General features: G+C 73.5%; 26 protein-coding genes and 1 riboswitch. Of the genes, 16 read left to right on the top strand and 10 right to left on the bottom strand.

What is annotated here, in order from left to right:
• The first annotated feature begins 53 nt into the window (after window positions 1-53).
• The 4 genes from ACH499_RS01720 (at window position 54) to ACH499_RS01705 (ending at window position 3,699) form a co-directional block, all read left to right on the top strand.
• The gene (locus ACH499_RS01720) at window positions 54-1,232 is read left to right on the top strand and encodes an ArsA-related P-loop ATPase (RefSeq protein ID WP_399013209.1); all 1,179 of its coding nucleotides are present in this window, start codon (window positions 54-56) and stop codon (window positions 1,230-1,232) included.
• Window positions 1,233-1,288: 56 nt separating this feature from the next.
• A complete protein-coding gene (locus ACH499_RS01715) occupies window positions 1,289-1,816 on the top strand; it encodes a DUF5304 domain-containing protein (protein WP_399013207.1) in 528 nt (175 codons plus the stop codon).
• Window positions 1,817-1,871: 55 nt separating this feature from the next.
• Entirely contained in the window at window positions 1,872-2,825 is a 954-nt protein-coding gene (locus ACH499_RS01710; RefSeq protein ID WP_356200189.1) for an ROK family glucokinase, read from the top strand.
• A 112-nt stretch (window positions 2,826-2,937) separates the two neighbouring features.
• Complete coding sequence (locus tag ACH499_RS01705) at window positions 2,938-3,699, top strand: endonuclease/exonuclease/phosphatase family protein (RefSeq protein WP_356200187.1); 762 nt, start codon at window positions 2,938-2,940, stop codon at window positions 3,697-3,699.
• A 119-nt stretch (window positions 3,700-3,818) separates the two neighbouring features.
• Here the strand turns inward: ACH499_RS01705 and ACH499_RS01700 are convergent, their stop codons facing one another.
• Both ACH499_RS01700 and ACH499_RS01695 read right to left on the bottom strand, forming a co-directional pair.
• Complete coding sequence (locus ACH499_RS01700) at window positions 3,819-4,481, bottom strand: hypothetical protein (RefSeq protein WP_356200185.1); 663 nt, start codon at window positions 4,479-4,481, stop codon at window positions 3,819-3,821.
• The gene (locus tag ACH499_RS01695; protein WP_356200184.1) at window positions 4,474-5,277 is read right to left on the bottom strand and encodes an alpha/beta fold hydrolase; all 804 of its coding nucleotides are present in this window, start codon (window positions 5,275-5,277) and stop codon (window positions 4,474-4,476) included. Before ACH499_RS01695 ends, ACH499_RS01700 begins: the two co-directional genes overlap by 8 nt.
• Window positions 5,278-5,457: 180 nt before the next feature.
• Between ACH499_RS01695 and ACH499_RS01690 the strand changes: the two genes are divergently transcribed.
• The 4 genes from ACH499_RS01690 (at window position 5,458) to ACH499_RS01675 (ending at window position 9,275) form a co-directional block, all read left to right on the top strand.
• Window positions 5,458-6,219, top strand: a complete 762-nt coding sequence (locus tag ACH499_RS01690) for a lysophospholipid acyltransferase family protein (RefSeq protein ID WP_356200183.1) — start codon at window positions 5,458-5,460, stop codon at window positions 6,217-6,219.
• A gap of 51 nt (window positions 6,220-6,270) precedes the next feature.
• Complete coding sequence (macS, locus tag ACH499_RS01685) at window positions 6,271-7,512, top strand: MacS family sensor histidine kinase (protein ID WP_399013204.1); 1,242 nt, start codon at window positions 6,271-6,273, stop codon at window positions 7,510-7,512.
• On the top strand, window positions 7,505-8,182 hold the full coding sequence (locus ACH499_RS01680; protein WP_356200179.1) for a response regulator transcription factor: 678 nt from the start codon (window positions 7,505-7,507) through the stop codon (window positions 8,180-8,182). The genes macS and ACH499_RS01680 overlap by 8 nt, the downstream gene beginning before the upstream one ends.
• A 97-nt stretch (window positions 8,183-8,279) precedes the next feature.
• Window positions 8,280-9,275, top strand: a complete 996-nt coding sequence (locus tag ACH499_RS01675; protein WP_399013202.1) for a 2-hydroxyacid dehydrogenase — start codon at window positions 8,280-8,282, stop codon at window positions 9,273-9,275.
• Here ACH499_RS01675 and ACH499_RS01670 read toward each other — a convergent pair.
• Window positions 9,227-11,116 (bottom strand): anthranilate synthase family protein, encoded by a 1,890-nt coding sequence (locus ACH499_RS01670; protein WP_399013200.1) that lies wholly within the window; start codon window positions 11,114-11,116, stop codon window positions 9,227-9,229. The genes ACH499_RS01675 and ACH499_RS01670 overlap by 49 nt on opposite strands.
• A 104-nt stretch (window positions 11,117-11,220) precedes the next feature.
• The gene (locus ACH499_RS01665) at window positions 11,221-11,277 is read right to left on the bottom strand and encodes a trp operon leader peptide (protein WP_356200272.1); all 57 of its coding nucleotides are present in this window, start codon (window positions 11,275-11,277) and stop codon (window positions 11,221-11,223) included.
• A gap of 104 nt (window positions 11,278-11,381) precedes the next feature.
• Between ACH499_RS01665 and ACH499_RS01660 the strand changes: the two genes are divergently transcribed.
• Both ACH499_RS01660 and ACH499_RS01655 read left to right on the top strand, forming a co-directional pair.
• Window positions 11,382-12,734, top strand: coding sequence for a class II 3-deoxy-7-phosphoheptulonate synthase (locus ACH499_RS01660; protein ID WP_356200174.1), 1,353 nt, complete (start codon window positions 11,382-11,384; stop codon window positions 12,732-12,734).
• 173 nt (window positions 12,735-12,907) lie between these two features.
• Entirely contained in the window at window positions 12,908-13,141 is a 234-nt protein-coding gene (locus ACH499_RS01655) for a (2Fe-2S)-binding protein (protein WP_356200172.1), read from the top strand.
• 21 nt (window positions 13,142-13,162) lie between these two features.
• Here the strand turns inward: ACH499_RS01655 and bfr are convergent, their stop codons facing one another.
• Window positions 13,163-13,666 (bottom strand): bacterioferritin, encoded by a 504-nt coding sequence (bfr, locus tag ACH499_RS01650; protein WP_356200171.1) that lies wholly within the window; start codon window positions 13,664-13,666, stop codon window positions 13,163-13,165.
• 181 nt (window positions 13,667-13,847) lie between these two features.
• Between bfr and ACH499_RS01645 the strand changes: the two genes are divergently transcribed.
• Window positions 13,848-14,495, top strand: coding sequence for a sulfite oxidase-like oxidoreductase (locus ACH499_RS01645; RefSeq protein WP_356200169.1), 648 nt, complete (start codon window positions 13,848-13,850; stop codon window positions 14,493-14,495).
• 13 nt (window positions 14,496-14,508) lie between these two features.
• Here the strand turns inward: ACH499_RS01645 and ACH499_RS01640 are convergent, their stop codons facing one another.
• The 5 genes from ACH499_RS01640 to thiO all read right to left on the bottom strand — a co-directional run bounded on the left by ACH499_RS01640 (window position 14,509) and on the right by thiO (window position 19,700).
• Window positions 14,509-15,387, bottom strand: a complete 879-nt coding sequence (locus tag ACH499_RS01640; RefSeq protein ID WP_399013196.1) for a deoxyribonuclease IV — start codon at window positions 15,385-15,387, stop codon at window positions 14,509-14,511.
• 47 nt (window positions 15,388-15,434) lie between these two features.
• Window positions 15,435-17,369, bottom strand: a complete 1,935-nt coding sequence (gene pknB, locus ACH499_RS01635) for a Stk1 family PASTA domain-containing Ser/Thr kinase (RefSeq protein WP_399013194.1) — start codon at window positions 17,367-17,369, stop codon at window positions 15,435-15,437.
• 127 nt (window positions 17,370-17,496) lie between these two features.
• Complete coding sequence (locus tag ACH499_RS01630; protein ID WP_356200164.1) at window positions 17,497-18,291, bottom strand: thiazole synthase; 795 nt, start codon at window positions 18,289-18,291, stop codon at window positions 17,497-17,499.
• 3 nt (window positions 18,292-18,294) lie between these two features.
• Window positions 18,295-18,495, bottom strand: a complete 201-nt coding sequence (thiS, locus tag ACH499_RS01625) for a sulfur carrier protein ThiS (protein ID WP_356200162.1) — start codon at window positions 18,493-18,495, stop codon at window positions 18,295-18,297.
• A complete protein-coding gene (thiO, locus tag ACH499_RS01620; protein WP_356200160.1) occupies window positions 18,492-19,700 on the bottom strand; it encodes a glycine oxidase ThiO in 1,209 nt (402 codons plus the stop codon). The genes thiS and thiO overlap by 4 nt, the downstream gene beginning before the upstream one ends.
• Window positions 19,698-19,809, bottom strand: a riboswitch (TPP riboswitch). Its footprint overlaps the gene before it by 3 nt.
• 51 nt (window positions 19,810-19,860) lie before the next feature.
• Here thiO and ACH499_RS01615 point away from each other — a divergent pair.
• From ACH499_RS01615 to metF, 5 genes are all read left to right on the top strand, one after another.
• The gene (locus ACH499_RS01615) at window positions 19,861-20,211 is read left to right on the top strand and encodes a hypothetical protein (RefSeq protein WP_399013192.1); all 351 of its coding nucleotides are present in this window, start codon (window positions 19,861-19,863) and stop codon (window positions 20,209-20,211) included.
• Between the two features lie 32 nt (window positions 20,212-20,243).
• Complete coding sequence (locus ACH499_RS01610) at window positions 20,244-21,485, top strand: NAD(P)/FAD-dependent oxidoreductase (RefSeq protein WP_399013190.1); 1,242 nt, start codon at window positions 20,244-20,246, stop codon at window positions 21,483-21,485.
• Between the two features lie 67 nt (window positions 21,486-21,552).
• Entirely contained in the window at window positions 21,553-21,918 is a 366-nt protein-coding gene (locus tag ACH499_RS01605) for an Rv2175c family DNA-binding protein (protein WP_356200155.1), read from the top strand.
• A 421-nt stretch (window positions 21,919-22,339) separates the two neighbouring features.
• Window positions 22,340-22,999, top strand: a complete 660-nt coding sequence (gene thiE, locus ACH499_RS01600) for a thiamine phosphate synthase (protein ID WP_399013187.1) — start codon at window positions 22,340-22,342, stop codon at window positions 22,997-22,999.
• A 124-nt stretch (window positions 23,000-23,123) separates the two neighbouring features.
• The gene (metF, locus tag ACH499_RS01595) at window positions 23,124-24,047 is read left to right on the top strand and encodes a methylenetetrahydrofolate reductase [NAD(P)H] (protein ID WP_356200153.1); all 924 of its coding nucleotides are present in this window, start codon (window positions 23,124-23,126) and stop codon (window positions 24,045-24,047) included.
• Window positions 24,048-24,064 lie beyond the last annotated feature (17 nt).

The raw sequence follows: 24,064 nt of genomic DNA, 5'->3' as shown, positions 1-24,064 counted from the left end.
CGGGCGCCGGGGCGTGACCGCCGGAGCCGGGCGCGCGGGTAGCGTTCAGCCTCATGCGCACCATCCTGATCACGGGCCCGGGCGGCAGCGGTCGTACGACCGTCGCGGCCGCCACCGCGCTCGCCGCCGCCCGTGCGGGCACCCGCACCCTCCTGCTCGGCGCCGACCGCGACGACACCCTCGGTGCCGCGCTCGGCATGCGCACCGGCCCCGGGCCGGCGGCCGCCGGCACGCACCTCACCGTGTGGCGGCCCGACCCCGCGCAGGGCTTCCGCGACGGCCTCGCCGCGCTCCAGGACCGCGCCGCCTCCGCACTCGGCCTCCTCGGCGCCGCCCGCCTCGACTCCGAGGAACTCACCCCCCTGCCCGGCGCCGACGAACTCGCCCTGCTGCGCGCCCTGCGGGAGGCCGCCCTCGCCGAGGCGCACGACCTCCTCGTCGTCGACCTCCCGCCCGCCCCGCGCGCCCTCGCCCTGCTCGCCCTGCCCGAGGAACTGCGCCGCTACCTGCGCCGCCTGCTGCCGCCCGAGCGGCAGGCCGCCCGCGCCCTGCGCCCCGTCCTCGGCCGGCTCGCCGGCGTCCCCATGCCCGCCGAGTCGCTCTACGAGTCCGCCGCCCGCTGGGACCTGGAACTGGCCGCCGCCGAGGCCGTGCTCGCCGACCGCGGCACCGTCGTACGCCTCGTCGCCGAGCCCGGCCCGGCCGGCGCCGACGCGGTCCGCACAGCCCGCCTCGGCCTCGCCCTGCGCGGCCTGCGCACCGACCTGCTCGTCGCCAACCGCGTCCTGCCCGAGGACGCCGCCGAAAGCTGGCTCGCCGGCCCCCTCGCCCAGCAGCGCAAGGCACTGGAGGAGTGGCAGGACGACCACGACGTCCGCACCGTCGCCCACCTGGGACGCGACCCGCGCGGCGCGGACGACCTCGCCGCGCTCGCCGCGCCGGGCGCCGGCGAGGACGTGCCGCCGCCCGCCCCGGTCGAGTGGCCCGTCACCGACCGGCTCGCCGACGACGGCGTCCTCGTGTGGAACATCCCCCTGCCCGGCGCCATACGCGATGACCTGGACCTCGTCCGTCGCGGCGACGAACTGGTCGTCACCGTCGGGCCGTTCCGCCGGATCGTGCCGCTGCCGTCCGCGCTGCGCCGCTGCACCGTCGACGGGGCCGCCCTGCGGGAGGGCACGCTCGCCGTCCGGTTCGCGCCGGACCCCCGGCTGTGGCCCTCGGGCCGCTGAACGCCCCCTCCCGTTCGGGTAACGTCGTAAGGACGAACCGTAGTCAGGAGTCCGTCATGAGCGAACAGCTCCCCCCGCCCGAGGCCGCCGGCGACGACGGGACCGACGCGGTGCGGGCGACCGACGCCTACGCCTGGGCGACGGCGTGCGCCGAGGACCTGGAGGCGGAGAAGGCCCGCCGCCGCACCGCCGGCGGGGCGCCGCCCGGATCCGCCGCCGAGGAACTGCGCAGACTCGTCGACACGGTGGCCGACAAGCTCGCCGGCCTCCAGTCCCCACTGCTCGGCCAGGTCGCCGGACCGGCCGCCCAGCAGGTGGTCCGGCAGGTCGTCCAGCAGGCCAAGGCCGCCGTGGAACCGGTCATCGAACGCAACCCGGACGTCTTCGACCACCTCGCCGCCGCCGGCAGCGAACTCCTCGCCGCCTACCGCTCCGCCGTCCAGCACCAGGAGAGCCGCTGGACCGCCGGACGGCCCCCGGGCGACGAACCCCGCGACACCCGCGACCTGGACGAACCCGGCGACGGCGGACGCGACGACGGCGACGGGGGCACCGGCCCGGGCCAGCGTATCGACTTGGACTGAGGCCCTGCTCGGGTACGGTTGGCCGTAGCGGGGCTCGACCGAAACTGAGGGATTCATGGGACTCACCATCGGCGTCGACATCGGCGGCACGAAGATCGCGGCCGGCGTGGTCGACGAGGAAGGCAACATCCTCTCGACCTTCAAGGTGCCGACCCCGGGCACGCCCGAGGGCATCGTGGACGCCATCGCCTCCGCGGTGGAGGGCGCACGCGCCGGGCACGAGATCGTCGGCGTGGGCATCGGCGCCGCCGGTTACGTCAACCGCCAGCGCTCGACGGTCTACTTTGCGCCCAACATCGACTGGCGCAACGAGCCGCTCAAGGAGAAGGTCGAGGCCCGCGTGGCTCTCCCGGTCGTCGTGGAGAACGACGCCAACGCCGCGGCCTGGGGCGAGTACAAGTTCGGCGCCGGCAAGGGCCATCGCAACGTCATCTGCATCACGCTCGGCACCGGCCTCGGCGGCGGCATCATCATCGGCAACAAGCTGCGCCGCGGCCACTTCGGCGTGGCCGCCGAGTTCGGCCACATCCGCATGGTGCCGGACGGCCTGCTCTGCGGCTGCGGCTCGCAGGGCTGCTGGGAGCAGTACGCCTCCGGCCGCGCCCTCGTGCGCTACGCCAAGCAGCGCGCCAACGCCACCCCCGAGCGCGCCGAGGTGCTGCTCGCGCTCGGCGACGGCACGCCCGACGGCATCGAGGGCAAGCACATCTCGGTCGCCGCCCGGCAGGGCTGCCCGGTCGCCGTCGACTCCTACCGCGAGCTGGCCCGCTGGGCCGGCGCCGGTCTCGCCGACCTGGCCTCGCTCTTCGACCCGTCCGCCTTCATCGTCGGCGGCGGGCTCTCGGACGAGGGCGACCTGGTCCTCGACCCGATCCGCAAGTCGTACAAGCGCTGGCTGGTGGGCGGCAACTGGCGCCCGGTCGCCGACGTGATCGCCGCCCAGCTCGGCAACAAGGCCGGCCTGGTGGGCGCGGCCGACCTGGCCCGCGAGCCCGACCCGATCATGTAGCGGACGGCCGCCGAACGTCCTCAGGGGCGCGGGGAGCCGCGCGACGAGCCGCACCGACCGGCAGTCGCCCGCGTACCCCGCGCCCCGTGTCATGGGGCGTACATTGATCGACATGGCGTCGCTCCCCAACTCCCGCACCGAACCCGACGGTTCCGCCGTCATCCGCGTCCTGAGCTACAACATCCGCTCGATGCGCGACGACACCGCCGCCCTCGCCCGTGTGATCAGCGCCTGCGCCCCGGACCTCGTCCTCCTCCAGGAGGCGCCCCGTTTCTTCCGCTGGCGCAAGAAGCTCGCCCGGCTCGCCGCCGCGTCCGGACTGGTGATCCTCTCGGGCGGTGCCACGGCCGCCGGGCCGGCGCTGCTGTGCTCCCTGCGGGCCACCGTGGAACGCACGGAGGACGTCCTGCTCCCGCTCACGCCCGGGCTGCACCGACGGGGCTTCGCCACCGCGGTGGTCCGCTTCGGCGGGGCCCGGCTGGGCGTCCTGAGCTGCCACCTGTCGCTCCAGAAGGACGAGCGGTACGCGCAGGCGGGCCTGCTCCTCGACCGGCTCGCCGGGATGGGTGTGGAGCACGCGGTGGCGGGCGGCGACCTGAACGAACCGCCCGGCGGGCCCGTCTTCCGGCGGCTCGGCGACCGGCTGCGCGACTGCTGGACCGCCGCGCCCTTCAGCGGGGAGTACACCTCCACCGCCGCCGACCCGCACCAGCGCATCGACGCGGTGTTCGTCACCGAGGGCGTCGAGGTGCTGGGCTGCGGGGTGCCGGTGGGGCTGCCCGGCGTCGCCGAGGAGGACCTGAGGGCGGCCACGGACCACCTCCCGGTCCTGACCGCGCTGCGCGTACCCGCCGCGCGGGACGTGCCGGCGTAGGAACTGCCAGGCGCCGAGGCCCCCGCCGTGTGGGCCCGCCGACGCGTGGGTCCCGCCGTGTGGACCCCTCCGCGGGGGCCGCGGCACGCAGCCGCCCGGTGCTGAGGCCCGGGCCGGGGTCAGACCACCGCGCCCCGGCCCGGGTCGTCGTCGTCCTCGTCGCCCGGCCGCATCCGCATGACCAGCGTGGCGAAGCCGCCGAGGAAGCCGCCGATGCTCAGGGTCGTCAGCCACCAGGTCATGTCCCAGTCGAGCACCACCGCGAGCAGCAGCAGCACCGGGCCGCCGAGCACGCCCAGCCAGGCGAACTTCGTCGTGGTGTCGCCCTCCGGCAGCGGCGGCGGCTCCGGCGGCACGAAGTGGCCCTCGTCGTCCTCGCCGAGATCGTCCTCCGAGGGCTCGGCGAGACTGTGGTCCCGCGGCCCGACTCCCGGCGCGAAGGCGACGGAACTGCCCAGCGGGCGGGCGGAGGCGGGCCGCTCCGGCTCGGGCGCCTCGTCGTTCGTCTCGGCCTCCAGCAGCGCCAGGTCCTCCACCGACTTGAACGGCTTCGCACCCGGCGGGTCCGGCGGCTCCTCCCCGTACCCGGCGACGATCGCCGCCCAGGCCGCGTCCTCGTCGAAGGGCGCCCCCTGTTCCTCCTGCGCGCGGTCCTCCCCGCGGTCCAGCCCCTCGCGGCCCTCCCGCTCGACGTCCCGCTCGCGGTCCCGCTCCACGTTCCGCACCTCCTCCCGCTCTCCCCGCTCCTCCCGGTCCTCGCGGTCGGAGTCGTGCTCAGTCACCTGCGGCCGTCCCTTCCTCGCCGGGACCGGGCCCCGGCTCCTTGACCAGGCCCGGCGCGAGCCGGCCGATGAACGCCGCGCTCCGGGCGAAGATCCGGTCCGCGTCGTGGTCCAACGTCGCCACGTGGTAACTCTGTTCCAGCAGGATCTCCGTGACGTCCGTCGACGACACCCGGCCGAGGATCCGCTCCGAGTCGGCGGGCGGCACCACATGGTCCTGCGGGCTGCGCAGCAACAGCAGCGGCTGCGTGACCTGGGGCAGGTCACCGTCGACCAGCCGGAAGAACCGGCGCAGCGAATGGGCCGCGTGCAGCGGCACCCGGTCGTAGCCCAGCTCCCTGCTCAGCGGCTTGGCGATGTCGCTGGCGATGCCCTTCGTCGCGGGCAGCAGATGCCGCAGGACCGGCAGGGCGTGCTGGGCCACGCCGTGCATCCGGTTCGCCGGGTTGACGACCACGACGCCCGAGACCGCGTCCCCGTGCCGGGCGGCGAGCCGCAGCGCCAGCGCGCCGCCCATCGACAGACCGGCGACGAACACGCGCGAGCAGCGCTCCCGCAGGGCACGCAGCTCGCGGTCCACCTCCGCGTACCAGTCCTGCCAGCCGGTGACCTGCATGTCCTCCCAGCGCGTGCCGTGCCCGGGCAGCAGCGGCAGCGACACCGTCAGATCGCGCTCGGCGAGATACCGGGCCCAGGGGCGCAGCGACTGCGGGGAACCCGTGAAGCCGTGACAGAGGAGGACGCCGGCCTCCCCGCCCTCGTGGCGGTACGGCTCGGCTCCGGGCAGGACCGGCACGTCTCGGTCTCCTGTCGTCAGGGGGCCGGCACAGCCGGCACGGGGTGTGCGGGTACTTGCGGGTACTTCACCGTACGCGACCGCACTGACACCGACCAGGGCCGTCGGGGCCATTGACCGCGCTCCGGGATAAGGTCTGACCCACAGACACAGGAGGCACTCGGTTTGTTGTACGGCGCGATGAAGGTCACCATCGGGGGTTCGCTGAAGCTCGCGTTCCGTCCCTGGGTGGAAGGCCTCGAGCACATCCCGGCCGAGGGCCCCGCCATCCTGGCGAGCAACCACCTGTCGTTCTCGGACTCGTTCTTCCTGCCGGCCGTCCTCGACCGCAAGGTGACCTTCATCGCCAAGGCCGAGTACTTCAACACCCCCGGCGTCAAGGGCCGGCTGACCGCCGCGTTCTTCAAGGGCGTCGGCCAGCTCCCGGTGGACCGCTCCGGCGCGCGCGGCGCGGGCGAGGCCGCCATCAAGAGCGGCATAGAGGTCCTGGAACGCGGCGAGCTGTTCGGCATCTACCCCGAGGGCACCCGCTCCCCGGACGGCCGGCTCTACCGCGGCAAGCCCGGCGGCCTCGCGCGCGTGGCCCTCGCCACCGGCGCCCCCGTCATCCCGGTCGCCATGATCGACACCGAGAAGATCCAGCCGCCCGGCAAGGTGGTGCCCAAGCTGATGCGGCCCGGCATCCGCATCGGCGCGCCCCTGGACTTCACCCGCTACCAGGGCATGGAGCACGACCGCTTCGTGCTCCGGGCGGTGACCGACGAGGTCATGTACGAGATCATGAAGCTCTCCGGCCAGGAGTACGTCGACGTCTACGCGACCGCCATGAAGCGGCAGCTCGCGGAGGCGGCGAAGGCCGAGAAGGAGGCGGGCAAGGCGGCGAAGGCCGCGCTCGCGCAGGCGGAGAAGGAACAGTCCGCGAAGGAGAAGGCGGCCGAGTAGGACGGGCCGCCGGGCAGGGACCGAGCCCTGCCCGGGCCGGGGGTGGGGGACATGGCCAGGCGCGAGAGAGTCATGAGGATGTCGGTCGAGCAGCCGCTGTGGCGCGCGCTCGCCGGCTACCGCGTGCTCACCATGCTGTACGCGATCGGCGTCTTCACCACCGCCTACGCCGGCTTCAGCCGCCCCTGGCTCGCCCTCGCCTACTACGCCGTCCTGTCGGTGTGGACCCTGGCGACCCTGCCCAAGGTCTCGGGCGCCGTGAGCTGCACCAAGCGGTTCCTCGCCGTCGACCTCACGATCGCGCTCACCGGCATCATGCTCACCCCGTTCGCCGACGCCCACGAACGGGTCATGGACGGCGGGCCGACCCTGCCGTCGATATGGACCGCCGGCTCCGTCCTGGCCTTCGCCATCAAGGGCGGCTGGCGCTGGGCGGCCTTCGCCTCCACCCTGGTCGCCGTCGCCAACATCGCCGAACGCGGCACCCCGGCCCGCGACACCGTCCACAACGTCATCCTCGTCTGGGTCGCCTCCATCGCCATCGGCTACGTCGTCGAGGTCGCCCGCGCCTCCGAGCGCACCCTCGCCCGCGCCCTGGAGATCGAGGCGGCCACACGGGAACGCGAGCGGCTCGCCCGGGACATCCACGACAGCGTGCTCCAGGTCCTCGCCATGGTGCAGCGGCGCGGCGCCGTCATCGGCGGCGAGGCGGCCGAACTGGGCCGGCTGGCCGGTGAGCAGGAGGTGGCGCTGCGCAACCTGGTCTCCGGCGGCCTGGTCCCCGTGTCCCGGGTGTCCGAGGACGCCGCGCAGGGGGCCCTCGTTCGGGCGGTGGAGGAACCGGACGCGGAGACCGGCGACGAGCCCGTCGATCTGCGCGCGCTGCTCGCCCGGTACGCCGGGGCGCGGGTGAACCTCGCCGAGCCGGGCGCCCCCGTGCTGGTGCCGCCGGACGCGGCACGGGAGCTGGCCGCCGCCGTCGGGGCCGCCCTGGACAACGTCCGCAAGCACGTCGGCGAGGACGCGCGCGCCTGGATCCTGGTCGAGGACGAACCGGACGAGGTGATCGTCAGCGTCCGCGACGAGGGCCCCGGCATCCCCGAGGGACGGCTCACCGAGGCCGAGGGCGAGGGACGGCTCGGCGTCGCCCTGTCCATCCGCGGCCGGCTGCGCGACCTCGGCGGCACGGCCGAGCTGATCTCGGTGCCCGGGCAGGGCACGGAGGTCGAACTGAGGGCACCGAAGGAGACCGGCGGCGCCGCCGCCAGGGGGAAGGCAGCGCAGCATGAGTGAACGACAGGACTCGATCAAGGTCATGGTGGTCGACGACCACCCGATGTGGCGCGACGCCGTGGCCAGGGACCTCGCCGAGTCGGGCTTCGAGGTGGTCGCCACCGCGGGCGACGGTGACCAGGCCGTGCGCCGCGCCCGGGCCGCCGCGCCCGACGTCCTCGTGCTCGACCTCAACCTCCCCGGCAAGCCCGGTGTCCAGGTCTGCAAGGAGGTCGTCGGAGCCGACCCGACGCTGCGCGTCCTCGTGCTGTCCGCGAGCGGGGAGCACGCCGACGTGCTGGAGGCGGTGAAGTCCGGCGCCACCGGATACCTGCTGAAGTCGGCCTCCACCGAGGAGCTGCAGGACGCGGTGCGCCGCACGGCCGCCGGCGACCCCGTCTTCACCCCCGGTCTGGCCGGGCTGGTCCTCGGCGAGTACCGCCGCCTCGCCTCCGAACCGGCGCCCGCCGCGGAGACCGGCGACCCTGGGGCGCCCCGGCTCACCGACCGCGAGACCGAGGTGCTGCGGCTGGTGGCCAAGGGACTGAGCTACAAGCAGATCGCCGAGCGCCTCGTCATCTCCCACCGCACCGTGCAGAACCACGTGCAGAACACCCTCGGCAAGCTCCAGCTCCACAACCGCGTGGAGCTGGTGCGGTACGCGATAGAACGCGGCCTCGACGAGGAGTAGGGCCGCGGCGGGCGTCCTCCCCCGACCGGCGCGGCCGCGCGGCGGGCCGTATATTCGGCCGCGTGTGCGGCCACGGCCCCAGCGAACGGGAGCGGTCATGGAGATCCTGGCCTTCGGCGTCCAGGCCGACGAGAAGCCCCTCGTGGAGGAGGCCTTCGCCGGCCACGGGCGGATCCGCTGCCTGGAGGTCTTCCTCGACGAGGACACCGCCCCCATCGCGGCCGGTCACGAGATCATCTCCACGTCCGTCAACGCCGACCTCGGCGCCCCCGTCCTGGAGATCCTCGCGGCCGGCGGCACCCGGATGGTCGCCCAGCGCTCCACCGGCTTCAACAACGTCGACGTCGACGCGGCCGAGCGCCTCGGGCTGACCGTCGCCCGGGTCTCGTACTACTCCCCGTACTCGGTCGCCGAGTTCGCCTGGGCGCTCGCGCTGGCCGTCGACCGCCGTGTCGTCCGCGCCTCCAACCGGACGCGTGACTTCGACTTCCGCCTGCACGGTCTGATGGGCCGCGACCTGCACGGCCGCACCGCCGGCGTGCTCGGCACCGGCAAGATCGGCGAGGCCTTCGCCCGCATCGCCCACGGTTTCGGCATGAGGCTGCTCGGCTGGGACATCGCCGAGAACCCGGCCTGCCTCGAACTCGGCATGGACTACGTCCCCAAGGACAAGCTGCTCGCCGAGTCCGACCTGATCACCCTGCACGTCCCGCTGATGCCCGAGACCCGCCACCTGATCGACGCGGACGCCCTGAAGGCGATGAGGGACGACGCCATCCTGATCAACTCCAGCCGGGGCGGACTGATCGACACCGCCGCCCTGGTCGGCGAACTGCGGGCGGGCCGCTTCACCGGCGTGGGCCTGGACGTCTACGAGGCCGAGGCGGGCCTGTTCTTCCTCGACAAGTCCCTGGAGGCCATCGCCGACGACACCCTGGCCCGCCTCGTCACCTTCCCGAACGTCCTGGTCACCTCGCACCAGGCGTACTACACCGAGGACGCCGTGCGGCAGATCGTCGACGCCACCCTGCGCAACGTCCTCGACTACCGGGCGGGCCGCCGTTCGGAGAACGTGCTCGTGCCGCGGAGCTGACCCGCCAGCTCCCGCACGATCGCCGAGCCGTTCAGCGTCAGCACCGACTCCGGGTGGAACTGCACGCCGGCGAAGCCGGGACCGCGCAGCGCGTGCACCTCGTGGGCGGCGTTCCGGCTCACCTCCACGCCGTGCGCGGCCAGTTCGTCGGCGGCCCCGTCGTCGCAGCGGGCCACGAAGCTGTTGTAGAACCCGACGGTCTCCCGCCGCCCGAACAGGTCGATCTCCGTCTGCGCCCCCTGGTACGGCACCTCCTTGCGGACGATGTCCAGCCCCAGCTCGGCCGCGATCAGCTCGTGCCCGAGGCAGACACCGAGGACGCCGTGCCGGTGGCCCCGGATCGCGTCGGCGGTCAGCGCCCGCAGGAAGCGCATCCTGGGGTCGGCCGTGTCGGACGGGTCGCCGGGACCGGGCCCCAGCACCACCGGGCCGTCGTGCCCGAGCACCGCCTCGCGCACCCCCGGCTCGTCGTACCGCCGGACGGTGACGCCGAGCCCGGCCGAGCGCAGCACGTGCGCGAGCATCGCGGTGAAGGTGTCCTCCGCGTCGACGACCAGGGCGTGGCCCGTGAGGATGTCCGACGGCTCCCGCATCCGCAGCCAGAACGGGGCCAGCGACGCCCGGCGCCCGTCCAGCGCCGCCCGCACCCGCGGGTCCTCGGCCAGACCGGGCAGCGCCTGACGCGCACGCGGCCGGGACGGGCCCACCCCCAGCGCCGCCAGCACCCCGGCCGCCTTGGCGTGCGTCTCCGCGACCTCGCCCGCCGGGTCCGAGCCCCGCACCAGCGTGGCGCCCACCGGCACCCGCAGCCCGCCGTCGGCGTCGATGTCGGCGGTGCGGATCAGGATGGGGGAGTCGAGGGTCTGCGCGCCGCCCGCGTCCCGGCCCAGCAGCGCCAGCGCGCCCGCGTAGTAGCCCCGGCCCCCGCTCTCGTGCCGCTCGATGACCCGGCAGGCGTTCTGCACCGGCGAGCCGGTGACGGTCGCCGCGAACATGGTCTCCCGCAGCACGTCCCGCACGTCCAGCGAGGAACGGCCGCGCAGCTCGTACTCGGTGTGCGCGAGGTGCGCCATCTCTTTGAGCCGGGGCCCGACGACGACACCGCCCATGTCGCCGACGGTGCACATCATCTTCAGCTCCTCGTCGACGACCATCGACAGCTCCTCGATCTCCTTGCCGTCGGCGAGGAACCGCAGCAGGTGCTCGGGTGTCGGGCCCTCGGCGGGGTAGCGGTACGTGCCGCTGATCGGGTTCATGGCGACCGTGCCGCCGGACATCCGCACGTGCACCTCGGGGCTCGCGCCGACCAGCGTGCGCTCCCCGGTGTGCACGACGAAGGTCCAGTACGCGCCCCGCTCGCCCTCCAGCAACCGCCGGAACAGGGCCAGCGCGTCGGCCCGCCCGAACCCGGGGATCCGGCCGCCGTACGTCCGCCGGATCACGAAGTTGGCGCCCTCGCCCCGCCCGATCTCCTCGTCGAGCACCCGCCCGACGATCCGCGCGTACTCCTCGTCGGCCACGTCGAAGCCGCCGTCCTCGACGTGGACGCCGTGCGCGGGCAGGTGTTCCAGGGCGGTGGCGAGCGGGATCTCGTACCGTTCGCCGGGGGTCAGCACCAGCAGCGGCGTGCCGTCGTCGCGCACGTCGAAGCCGCGCTCGCGGATCTGCCGGAAGGGGACCAGCGCCAGTCCCTCGTCGGGCAGGTCGGCGAGCCGGTCGTGCTCGGTCACCGGGCCGAGCAGCAGCTCCACGGTGTCGTGGTCGCGGCCCGGGGTGCGGCGGCGCAGCAGCGCGAACGGGCGGGGGTCGCCCGGCAGGGCGCGCAGGTCGAACTGGGGCATGGGTCCGTGTCCTTCTCGTCTCTCGGTGAGAGGAACGGCCCGGCCGTGAGAACACCGAAGGCCGCCTCTCGGGGCGGCCTTCGCGAAGTTTCGAGTACGCGCAGTCAGCGGGCCGCCGGGGGAGCGGTCCACCACCAGTTCTGGATCGAGTGCGCGAACATACGGCGCAGCGTACCCCACGGCGGTCCGTCCACAGGGCGTTGTCCGTGTCTCACTTCCTGGGCACGGGGCGGGAGCGTCCGTCCGACCCCGTAATGTTGACGCTGTGACCGTGAACGCGAAGACCAGCGCGAGCGCTGGCAACACCTGGCGAGACCTGCCCGCGGCGCAGCAGCCCGAGTACCCCGACCTTGAGGCTCTGCGCGCAGTCGTCGCGGACCTCGAGTCGTATCCGCCGCTCGTCTTCGCGGGCGAGTGCGACCAGCTGCGCGCCAGGCTGGCGGCCGTCGCCAAGGGAGAGGCGTTCCTCCTCCAGGGCGGCGACTGCGCCGAGGCCTTCGACGCGGTGTCCGCGGACCACATCCGCAACAAGCTCAAGACCCTCCTCCAGATGGGCGCCGTCCTCACGTACGCCGCCTCCGTGCCCGTCGTGAAGGTCGGGCGGATCGCCGGCCAGTACTCCAAGCCGCGCTCCAAGCCGACCGAGACCCGCGACGGCGTGACGCTGCCTACGTACCGCGGCGACTCCGTCAACGGCTTCGACTTCACCGAAGAGGCCCGGATCCCGGACCCCGAGCGGCTCAAGCGCATGTACCACGCGTCGGCGTCCACGCTGAACCTGGTGCGCGCCTTCACCACCGGCGGCTACGCCGACCTGCGCCAGGTGCACGCCTGGAACCAGGACTTCGTGAAGTCGTCCCCCTCCGGGCAGCGCTACGAGCAGCTCGCCCGCGAGATCGACAGCGCGCTGAACTTCATGCGGGCCTGCGGCACGGACCCGGAGGAGTTCAAGACCGTCGAGTTCTACTCCTCGCACGAGGCGCTGCTGCTCGACTACGAGTCGGCGCTCACCCGCGTCGACTCCCGCACCGGGCAGCTCTACGACGTCTCCGGCCACATGGTGTGGATCGGCGAGCGCACGCGCCAGCTCGACCACGCGCACATCGAGTTCGCCTCGAAGATCCGCAACCCGGTCGGTATCAAGCTGGGCCCGACGACGACGGCCGAGGAGGCGCTGCAGTACATCGAGCGCCTGGATCCCGACCGCGAGCCCGGCCGGCTGACGTTCATCGTCCGCATGGGCGCGGACAAGATCCGCGACAAGCTCCCCGAGCTGGTCGAGAAGGTCACCGCGTCCGGTGCCACCGTCGCGTGGATCACCGACCCGATGCACGGCAACACCTACGAGGCGGCCTCCGGGCACAAGACCCGCCGCTTCGACGACGTGCTCGACGAGGTCAAGGGCTTCTTCGAGGTCCACAAGTCGCTCGGCACGCACCCGGGCGGCATCCACGTGGAGCTCACGGGTGACGACGTCACCGAGTGCGTGGGCGGCGGCGACGAGATCTTCGTCGACGACCTGCACCAGCGCTACGAGACGGCCTGCGACCCGCGGCTGAACCGCAGCCAGTCGCTCGACCTGGCGTTCCTGGTGGCGGAGATGTACCGGGACCAGTGACGGCCGGCCCCCGCGCGGGCGGCGAATACGGGAAAATGGGGCGCGGGTCACATACGATCCGCGCCCCTTCCCCTTTTGCCGCCCCTGAGCCATGGGTAAGGTTAGGTTTGCCTCACCGATCAGTCGGGCCCTCCGGTCATCGGTACGGCACGACCTTGTACCCCGCTCGGGAGGTGAACCGCGTGTTCGTCTGCAGTTGCTTCGGTGTCACCGAGGAACAGGTCAAGAGCCACGCGGAGGCCGGCGCCTGCACGCCCCGCCAGATCGCCTCCGCCTGCAAGGCGGGCACCGACTGCGGTGGCTGCGTCCGGCGCATCCAGGCGCTGCTCGGCCGGGGCGCCTGTCCCCGCCGGCAACTGGCCGACCAGGGCGAACCGGTCCTCTCGGAGCTTCCCGAGGCCGCCTAGCGCCCGCTGCCGGGCCCGGCGTCAGAGCGAGCCCGGACCCGAGGAGTCCGGCTGGGACTGCTCGATGACCGTCGACAGGTACAGCGACTCGCCCAGCTTCTCGATCAGGTCGAGCTGGGTCTCCAGGTAGTCGATGTGGTGCTCCTCGTCGGCGAGGATCGCCTCGAAGACGTTGGCCGACGTGATGTCGTTCTTGGCCCGCATCACCTCCACGCCCCGGCGCAGCCGGTCGATGGCCTCGACCTCGATCTCCCGGTCGGCCTGGAACATCTCGGTCACGGTCTGGCCGACCCGCACGTGGAAGAGGCGCTGGTAGTTGGGCAGGCCGTCCAGGAGCAGGATGCGGTCGGTGAGGGCCTCGGCGTGGCGCATCTCGTCGAAGGACTCGGCGCGGGTGTACCGCGCGAGCTTGGTCCAGCCCTTGTGGTCCTGCAGCTTCGAGTGCAGGAAGTACTGGTTGATCGCGGTCAGCTCGGCGGTGAGCTGCTCGTTGAGGAACTCGATGACCTCGGGGTCGCCCTGCATCGCGTAAGGCTCCTTCCACGCGGGAACTGGCGGTTTGCGCGCATGATTGCACCGGCACCGAAGATCGTCCAGTAAGTCTTGACTTAGTAAGTAAGTGAAGGCTTAGGAGATATTGCCCCTTTTGTTCTCATGTAAGAGGGGCGGGTCGGGGGCATCGGTCCGGGTCTGTCAGGATGGAGGCATGGGTCAGCCGGTGGAACACGGGTCGGGAGAAGGCGGTTCGGAAAGAGCGCCGCAGTTCGAGCTTCCACCGGGGCAGCGCCTCCAGCGCGGCTGGCCGGTCACCCACTACGGACCGGTACCCAAGTTCCGGCCCGAACGCTGGGAGTTCCGCGTCTTCGGCGCCACCGCCGACGGTGAGAAGCACTGCTGGACCCACGAGGAGTTCACCGCGCTGCCGTACACCACGGTCGTGGCCGATCTGCACTGCGTGACGAAGTTCAGCATGCTCGGCGCCGAGTGGGGCGGCGTCCCGGCCCGCACGATCCTCGGTCTCGCACCGCCCGCGCGGGCCGTCACCCATGTGATGGTGTGGGCGGAGTACGGCTTCAGCTCCAACCTGCGGCTGTCCGACTTCGCCGCCGACCGCACCCTGTTCGCCACCCACAAGGACGGCGAGCTGCTGACCGCGGAGCACGGCTTCCCGCTGCGCCTGGTCGTCCCCCACCTGTACGCCTGGAAGGGCCCGAAGTGGGTCCGCGGCATCGAGTACATGACCGCCGACCGCCGGGGCTTCTGGGAGGAACGCGGCTACCACAACATCGGCGACCCCTGGCGCGAGCAGCGCTACTCCTACCAGGAGGAGCCCGGGGAGGGCCCCGAGCTCTGACCCGGCGCCCGGGTCAGCCGTCGCGCAGCTTCTTCAGCCGCTCCACGTCCGCCGCGTGCCCCTCCTTGCCGCCCGGCGTCTCGATGACCAGCGGCACGCCCTCGGTGGCCGGGTGGGTCATCAGCGCGCGGAACGGGTCCTCGCCGATATGGCCGGCGCCTATGTTCTCGTGCCGGTCCTTGTGCGCGCCCGCCACGTCCTTGGAGTCGTTGGCGTGGATCAGCTTCAGCCGGCCCTCTCCGACCGTGTCCACCAGCAGGTCCAGGGTCCGGTGCATGCCGGCCGGGCCGGTCAGGTCGTGCCCCGCCGCGAAGATGTGGCAGGTGTCCAGGCACACGCCCAGCTTCGGGTGGGCGTCCAGCGCCTCGAAGTAGGGCCCGAAGTCCCAGGTCCGCGAGCACAGGGACGCGCCCTGACCGGCGGTCGACTCCAGCAGCAGGTACGGGTCGTCGTCGTGGGTCAGCTCGTCCAGCAACGGCAGCATGAACTCCCGTACCTGCTTCAGCGCCACGGAGCGCTCCCGGCCGCCGGTGGCGCTGCCGGTGTGCACGACCACGCCGAGCGCGCCGATCTCCCGGCCCCGCCGCAGCGAGTGCCGCAGCGACTCGACCGACCGCTCCACCGTCGCCTCGGTGTGGGAGCCGAAGTTGATCAGGTACGGCGCGTGCACGTACGCCGGGATCGCCTCGGCCGCGCAGGTCTCCCGGAACGCCTCGTCCTGCCGCGGGTTGCCGGCCGGGGTGGCCCAGCCGCGCGGGTTGGCCACGAAGACCTGCACGGTCTCCGCCTTCAGGTCGCGGGCGTAGGACAGGCCCACGGAGTGCAGGCCGCCGGCCACGGGGACATGGCCGCCGACGGGGTTGCGGGCGGGGACGGGCTGTTGACTCTTCACCCGTTCAGGGTGTCATGCCTGGTGGGAGGTCCGGACCGTGAGAGCGGTCACCTGATGGTGATCGTGATGGTCGACCCCTCCGGCGCGGTGTCGCCGCCGTCGACGGACTGCTTCTTCACCGTGTCGCCGAACAGCCCGAGCAGCCCGCGGTCCTCCCGGACCTCGAACCCGGCGTCCTTCAGCGTCCGCTTCGCGTCGTCCACGCCGGCGCCGACCACGTCCGGGACCTCGATCATCGCGGGGCCCTTGGAGACGGTCAGCGTCACCTTGTCGCCCTCGGCCGCCCGGCTGCCCGGCGCCGGGGTCTGCCGGGCGATCTGGCCCTCGTCGTACTCGGGCGAGGTGACCTTCCCGGCGGCGACCTCGACCTTCAGTCCGGCCTCCGTCAGCTCCTGCCGGGCGTCCGCGAGGTCCTCGCCGGTGACGTCCGGTACGTCGATCGCGCGGCCCTTGCTGACGACGAGCGCGACCGCGGAGCCGCCGCGCACCTCGGTGCCGGTCTCCGGGTCCGAGGAGACCACGTAGCCCTTGGGGACGTCCTCGCTGAACGCCCGGGTCACCATGCCCGGCTCCAGACCCTCGTCCTCCAGCAGGGCGCGGGCCCGGTCCAGCCGGTAGCCGCGCACATCGGGCAGCTTCACGGTGCGGGGGCCGTCGGAGATCGTGAGCGACACCGAGTCGTTCTTGCGGATGCGCGAGCCGACGCCCGGGTCGGTGCTGATGACCTTGCCCCGCTCGACCGTGTCGCTGTGGGCGTGGCGGACCGTGCCGACGTCCAGTCCGGCGTCCCGCAGCCGGTCCCCGGCCTGTGCCTCCGTCTTGGACAGCAGCGGCGGCACCTTGGTGAACTGGCCGGAGTTGATGTACCAGACGCCCGTGCCCAGGCCCAGGACCAGGAGCACGGCCGCGACGAGCGCCAGCGGGCCGCGGCGCAGCTCCGTGCGGCGGCGTACGGGCGGCGGGGGAGCGGTGAGCCGGCTGGTGCGGTGCACGCCGTCCGCGGGGGCGCCGTCCCCGTCCTCGTTGACCGGCAGCGGGCGGGGCATCGTCAGCGCGCGCGGGATCACGCTGGTGCGGTCCTCGGCGTTGTCGTGCTCCCCGGCCAGCGCCTGCGGCGGCGCCGCGTCGAGCTGCTCGTCGCTCAGCGCCGCACGCGCGGCGCGGGTGCGGGCGAGCAGGGCGACGGCGTCGTGCGGACGGACCTCGGGGTTGCGCGCGGTCGCCTCGGCGACCAGCTCGTCCAGCTCGTACGCCATCCCCGGCACGGCGGCCGAGGGCGGCGGCACGTCCTCGTGGAGGTGCTTGTAGAGCACCTGGGCGGGGGAGTCCCCCTCGTGCGGCTTGCCGCCGGTCAGCATCTCGTACAGGACGACACCGCACGCGTACACGTCGACCCGCGGGTCCGCGGTGCCGTGCTCGATCTGCTCGGGCGCCAGGTAGGAGACGGTTCCCAGGACGGAGCCGGTGGTGCTGGTGACCGTGTCCACGGCCCGCACCAGCCCGAAGTCGGCGACCTTCACCCGGCCGTCGTCCCCGATCAGCACGTTCTCCGGCTTCATGTCCCGGTGCACGAACCCGGCCCGGTGCGCGGCGCCGAGCGCGGCGAGCACCGGCTCCAGGATGTCCAGCGCGGCCCTCGGCCGGAGGGCGCCGCGCTCGCGCAGCACGTCCCGCAGGGTGCAGCCGGCGATGTACTCCATCGCCAGGTAGACGTACGCCCCCTCGGCGCCCTGGTCGAAGACCTGGACGACGTTGGGGTGGTCGAGCCGGGCCACCGACTTGGCCTCGCGGATGAAGCGCTCGACGAACGTGGCGTCGGTCGCCAGCGTCGGGTGCATCACCTTCAGCGCGAGGACGCGGTCGAGGCGGGTGTCCACGGCCCGGTAGACCGTGGCCATCCCGCCGACCGCGATCCGCGCCTCGACGCGGTACCGGCCGTCGAGCGTCTGCCCGACCAGGGGGTCCTGAAGGGTCGTGTCCACGCAGGCGAGTGTACGAGCCCCCGCGGACACCCGGCCGCCACGTCCGCGACCGCAGCGGTCCTGCAGCGCACCTGTGACGTGTCCGTCCCCGGGAGCCCGGCCGGTCCGCCGGTCCGGCGTCCGGTGCCTAGAAAGCCGGCCGCTCCGGGTCCAGTACCGCCAGGCCCTCCGAGGGCGACGACGCCCGGGCGAAGTGCCTGCGCGGGATCCGGCCCGCCCGCCGGGCCAGCCTCCCCGCCTCCACCGCGGAGCGCATCGCCGCGGCCATCAGCACCGGCTCCTGGGCCCGCGTCACCGCCGACGCGAGCATCACCCCGGCGCACCCCAGCTCCATCGCCAGCGCCACGTCCGACGCCGTACCGGCGCCCGCGTCCAGGATGACCGGCACGCGCGCGTGCTCCACGATCAGTTCGAAGTTGTGCGGGTTGCGGATGCCCAGCCCCGACCCGATCGGAGAGCCGAGCGGCATGATCGCGGCGCACCCGGCGTCCTCCAGCTTCCGCGCCAGCACCGGGTCGTCGTTCGTGTACGGCAGCACCGTGAACCCGTCGTCCACCAGCGTCTCCGCGGCGTCCAGCAGCTCCACCGGGTCCGGCAGCAGCGTGCGCTCGTCGGCGACGACCTCCAGCTTGACCAGGTCCGTGCCGAGGGCCTCGCGAGCCAGGCGGGCGGTGAGGACGGCCTCCCCGGCGGTGAAGCAGCCCGCCGTGTTCGGCAGCACCCGGATGCCGAGCCGCTCCAGCACCGACAGGACGGACCCGTGCACGGAGGCGTTCACGCGCCGCATGGCGACGGTCGTCAGCTCCGTCCCGGACGCGACCAGCGCCCGCTCCAGCACGTCCAGGCTCGGCGCCCCGCCGGTGCCCATGATCAGGCGGGACGAGTACGTCGTACCGCCGAGGACGAAGGGATCGTCGGCCATGGTTCAGCCTCCTTGGACGGCGGTGAGGACTTCGACGCGGTCCCCGTCGGACAGGGCGGTTGCGGCCCACTGCGCGCGCGGGACGACGGTCTCGTTCAGGGCGGCGGCCACTCCGGACGGGGCGGCGGACAGCGTGCCCACCAGGGTGTCCAGGGCGGTGCCGGGAGCCACCTCGCGCGGCTCCCCGTTGACGGAGATCTTCATGCGGTCCGCTCCGTGGATGCGGGTACGGCGCCGAAGCGCCGGGGGGTGAAGGGACGCGCCTGCTCCGGGAGCTCCCCGGTGGTCAGGACGTCCGCCATGACGTCGCCGGTGACCGGGGTCAGCAGCACGCCGTTGCGGTGGTGCCCGGTGGCCAGCAGAAGCCCTTCCAGCCCGGTCGGGCCGAGCAGCGGGGCGTTGTCGGGGGAGCCGGGGCGCAGGCCCGCGCGGGTCTCCGCCAGGGGCAGCTCGGTGATGCCGGGGACCAGCTCGTGGGCGTCGCGCAGCAGCTCGTAGACGCCGCCCGCGGTCACCGTGGTGTCCCAGCCCAGCTCCTCGCTGGTGGCGCCGACGACCAGCTCGCCGTTCTCGCGGGGCACCAGGTAGAGCGGGTTGCCGCGCACCACGGCCCGCACCGTCCGGCTCAGCAGCGGCCCGTGCGCCGCCGGCATGGTCAGCCGCAGCACCTGCCCCTTCACCGGCCGCACCGGCGGCAGCACCTCGTCCGGCACGCCCGCGAGCCGTCCGCTCAGGCTGCCCCCGGCCAGCACCGTCTGCCCGGCCTCCAGCGCGGTGCCGTCGGCCGTGACGACGCCCCTCGCCCGGTCCCCGGAGACGGTGAGCCGCTCGGCCCACACCCGGTGGAAGACCACGCCCGCGCCTTCGCAGGCGGCCACCAGCGCGCGGGCCAGACGGCGGGGATCGATCTGGTGGTCGCCCTCCACCCGCAGGCCCCCGCGCACGCCCGGCGCGAGCATCGGCTCCAGGCGCCTGCACTCGCGCCCCGGCAGCCACTCGGACGCCAGCCCGCAGCGCTGCTGGAACGCGTGCAGTTCACGCAGGTGGGCGCGGTCGTCGGCGTCCAGCGCCACGGCGAGAGTGCCGCACCGGCGGTAGCCGAGGTCGTGGCCCGTGGCGTCGGACAGTTCGGCCGCGAACCGCGGATAGCGTTCCGCCGAGGCGAGGTTCAGGGAGAGCAACGTCTGCTCGCCGTAGTGCAGTTCCGTGACGGCGGCGAGCATTCCGGCCGCCACCCGGGCGGCGCCCCCGCCCGGCTCGGGATCCACCAGCGCCGTGGTGAGCCCGCGCTGCGCGGCCCGCCACGCCGTGACCAGGCCGATGATCCCGCCGCCGACGACGAGGACGTCCGGCGTACGCCGCGGGCCGCCCGGTGACGGGCGTGCGGATGCGATCGGTGTGGACGACATGGGCGTCCAGCCCCTCCCTTCGCCGGCATGACCCGGATCAGGTTCGTACGGTCGGAGGCCGCCAGCCTCCCTCTCAGCCCGGTGCGTCCGGGCTCCCGCGAGTGCTTTACGTTGGCCACCCTAGCCCGCAGCGCACCGAACTCGTAAGGGAGCCTCCACCGTGGCCCGTTCACTCGACGGTCTCGTCCTCGCCCCGGTCACCGACCAGGCACCCGGCCAGGTGGGCACGCGCACCCGGTTCACCTACCACGAGCAGGACGGCGCGATCTGGGCCGAGTACGAGGGCGGCGACGTCGTACGCGGCCGGCTCGTGGGCACCCGCACGGGCGACCGGCTCGACTTCCGGTACGTGCAGCTCCGCACCGACGGCGGCACGTCGTCGGGACACTGCGTCTCGGCGGTCGTCGACCTGCCCGACGGGCGGGTGCGCCTGGAGGAGACCTGGGAGTGGGAGTCGCGGCCGGGCAGCGGCACCAGCGTTGTGGAGCAGATCACCGGGCCCGAGGACTGACCGGCGATTTGCCGGGTGTCTAAGGTGATCGGGTGAGCGAGCAGACGCAGCAGCGGGAAGCGGACGCGGGGCGCCGCGTGGTCGTCGTCGGCGCGGGCATGGCGGGCGTGCAGACCGCCGTCGCCCTGCGCGAGCGGGGCTTCACCGGCACCGTGACGCTGATCGGCGCGGAACCCCACCAGCCGTACGACCGCCCGCCGCTGTCCAAGGCCGTCCTGCTCGGCACGGCCGAGGGCTCCGCCTTCGACGTGGACTTCGAGGCGCTCGGCGTCGAGGTGCGCCTCGGCTGCGAGGCCCTGGGCGTCCGCCCCGACGCGCACGTCCTCGTGACCTCCGCCGGTCCGGTGCCCTACGACGTCCTCGTCATCGCCACCGGCGCCGAACCGCTGCGGCTGCCCGGCGCCGAGGGCGTCCCCGGCGTGCACCTGCTGCGCACCCTGGATGACGCCGAGCGGCTGCGCCCCGTGCTGGCCCGGCAGCACGACATCGTGGTCGTCGGCGCGGGCTGGATCGGCGCCGAGTTCGCCACCGCCGCACGTGAGGCGGGCTGCGCGGTGACCGTCGTGGAGGCCGCCGGCCGGCCCCTCGCCGGCGCGCTGCCCGCCGAGGTCGCCGCGCCCATGACCGCCTGGTACGCCGACGCGGGCGCACGACTGCGCACCCACGCGCGCGTGGAGCGCGTCGAGCCCGGCCACGTCGTCCTGGACGACGGTACGCGGCTGCCGGCCGGCGCCGTCGTCGTCGGCATCGGCGCGCGGCCCGCCACCGCGTGGCTCGCCGGTTCCGGGATCGAGCTGGGCCCGTACGGCGAGATCCTGGCCGACGACCGTCTGCGCACGTCCGCTCCGGACGTGTACGCGGTCGGCGACTGCGCCTCCTTCCCCTCCGCCCGCTACGGCGAGCGGCTGCTCGTGCACCACTGGGACAACGCCCTGCAGGGCCCGGGCACGGTCGCCGCGAACATCGTCGGCGCCGGCACCGGCGAGACCGCCGACGCCTACGACCCGGTGCCGTACTTCTGGTCCGAGCAGTTCGGCCGGTTCGTCCAGTACGCCGGGCACCACGGGGCCGCCGACACCCTCGTGTGGCGCGGCGACCCCTCCGGACCGGCCTGGACGGTGTGCTGGCTGCGCGACGGGCGCCTGACCGCCCTGCTGGCGGTGGGCCGACCGCGTGACCTGGCGCAGGGCAGGCGGCTGATCGAGGCGGGCACGGCGATGGATCCGGCGCTGCTCGCCGACCCCGCGAGGCCGCTGAAGGCGGCGACCGTGTAGTCCCGGGCCCGGCGGGTCCGGTCGGGTCCGGTTTCCGACTGTCAGTGCCAGATGGCAGGCTGGAGACGTGACCGAGATTGACGCAAAGATCGATGCTCTCGTACCGGCCTGGCTCACCGTCCCCGACATCGCCGAGATGCTCGGCGTCGAGGTGACCCGCGTACGGCAGCTCATCAAGGAGGGCCAGCTCATCGCCGTGCGCCGCGGGGAGAACCGCGCGCTGCACGTCCCGGCGGCCTTCATCGACGGGGACAAGGTCGTCAAGGGCCTGACCGGGACCCTGACCCTGCTGCGGGACGACGGCTTCACGGTCGAGGAGATGCTCGAATGGCTCTTCACGCCCGACCCGAGCCTGCCCGGCACGCCCGCGCAGGCGCTGAGTGAGAATCGCGGTACGGAGGTGAAGCGCCGCGCCCAGGCGCTCGCCGTCTGACCCGACACCGCCCCGCGCGGGTGCCGGGCACGTCCCGGCCCCCGCGCCACGGGCCGCCGTACGCTAGCCCGCGGTGCGGCCGTAGCCGTCCGCGGCTGCCTGCCGAGCCGCCGACGCACGCGGCTGCCCGCCACCGTTGCCGCCGTACGGGGGCCGGCACTGCGGCCGTGGCCTTCGGCCTGTCCGCCACGGCCTGAACCGTCCGTGGCCGCATCTGCCGGAGCCCACGCCCGTGCGCCGTCCGTGGCCGGCCCGACGGCCCCATCGGCCCGCCGCCCCCCGTCGCAGGCGCCGGCACCGGGGTCGTGCCCCCCTCGGTCGCGTGGCGCGTGACCGCCCGGCCGCCCCGATCCATGGCCCATGCATCATGGTTGCCGCCGCCCGCAGCGGCCCGTACGCCACCTACCTGGGGGGACACCCGATGCCCGAGACCGCCGCCGCCACCGCACGCGCCCGCCTCGCCGACGCCCGGCTCTACCTGTGCACGGACGCGCGCCGGAGCCAGGGCGACCTGCCCGAGTTCCTGGACGCGGTGCTGGCCGGCGGCGTCGACATCGTGCAGCTCCGCGACAAGGGCATGGAGGCCGCGGAGGAACTGGAGCACCTGCGGGTCTTCGCCGACGCCTGCGCACGCCACGGCAAGCTCCTCGCCGTCAACGACCGCGCGGACGTCGCCCACGCCGCCCGCGCCGACGTGCTCCACCTCGGCCAGGGCGACCTCCCCGTGCCCGCCGCCCGGGCGATCCTCGGCGACGACGTCCTCGTCGGCCGCTCCACCCACTCCGAGTCCGAGGCCGCCGCCGCGGCCGTCCAGGAGGGCGTGGACTACTTCTGCACCGGCCCGTGCTGGCCCACCCCGACCAAGCCCGGCCGCCACGCCCCCGGCCTCGGCCTGGTCCGCCACACCGCCTCCCTGGGCACCGACCGCCCCTGGTTCGCGATCGGCGGCATCGACCTCGGCAACCTCGACGAGGTGCTGGACGCGGGCGCCCGCAGGGTCGTCGTCGTCCGCGCCGTCACCGCCGCGGACGACCCCGGAGCGGCGGCCGCGGAGTTCGCCGCGCGCCTGCGGGAGGCGTAGCCCAGGGGCGTCCCCGGCCCGCTCGACGGAGGCATCTGTCCAAAGGGTGGACAACAAGTCGACAATGCGGACAAATATCCCCCATCCGGTTGGGGGACCGCCGCGGCCTGGCTAACCTGCCCGTATGGCCCTCGGAACCGCATCCACCAGGACTGATCGCGCACGCACCGTGCGCGACATCCTCGCCGCCGGCAAGACGACGTACTCGTTCGAGTTCTCGGCGCCGAAGACACCCAAGGGCGAGAAGAACCTGTGGAGCGCGCTCAGGAGGGTCGAGGCGGTCGCCCCCGACTTCGTCTCCGTGACCTACGGCGCCGGCGGATCCACCCGCGCGGGCACGGTCAGGGAGACCGAGCAGATCGTCGCCGACACCACCCTGACCCCGGTCGCCCACCTCACCGCGGTCGACCACTCCGTCGCGGAGCTGCGCAACATCATCGGCCAGTACGCGGACGCCGGTATCCGCAACATGCTGGCCGTGCGCGGCGACCCGCCCGGCGACCCGACGGCCGACTGGGTCGCGCACCCGGAGGGCCTGACCTACGCCGCCGAACTGGTCCGGCTCATCAAGGAGTCGGGAGACTTCTGCGTCGGCGTGGCGGCCTTCCCGGAGATGCACCCGCGCTCCGCCGACTGGGACACGGACGTGGCCCACTTCGTCGACAAGTGCCGGGCCGGCGCCGACTACGCGATCACGCAGATGTTCTTCCAGCCGGAGTCGTACCTGCGGCTGCGCGACAGGGTCGCCAAGGCGGGCTGCGAGACCCCGGTCATCCCCGAGGTCATGCCGGTGACCAGCGTGAAGATGCTGGAGAGGTTGCCGAAGCTCAGCAACGCCTCGTTCCCTGCCGAGCTGAAAGAGCGGATCCTCTCGGCACAGGACGATCCGGCGGCTGTACGCTCCATTGGCATCGAGTTCGCCACGGAGTTCTGCGCGCGGCTGCTGGCCGAAGGTGTGCCCGGACTGCACTTCATCACGCTCAACAACTCCACGGCGACGCTGGAAATCTACGAGAACCTGGGCCTGCACCACCCCCCGCGGGCCTAGACCGGCCGCACGTATTT

Source organism: Streptomyces sp. NPDC018947 (assembly GCF_044390505.1).
Taxonomy (GTDB): domain Bacteria; phylum Actinomycetota; class Actinomycetes; order Streptomycetales; family Streptomycetaceae; genus Streptomyces.
The sequence above is the reverse complement of the archived record's forward strand: the minus strand, read 5'-3'. Positions and strand labels throughout refer to the sequence as shown.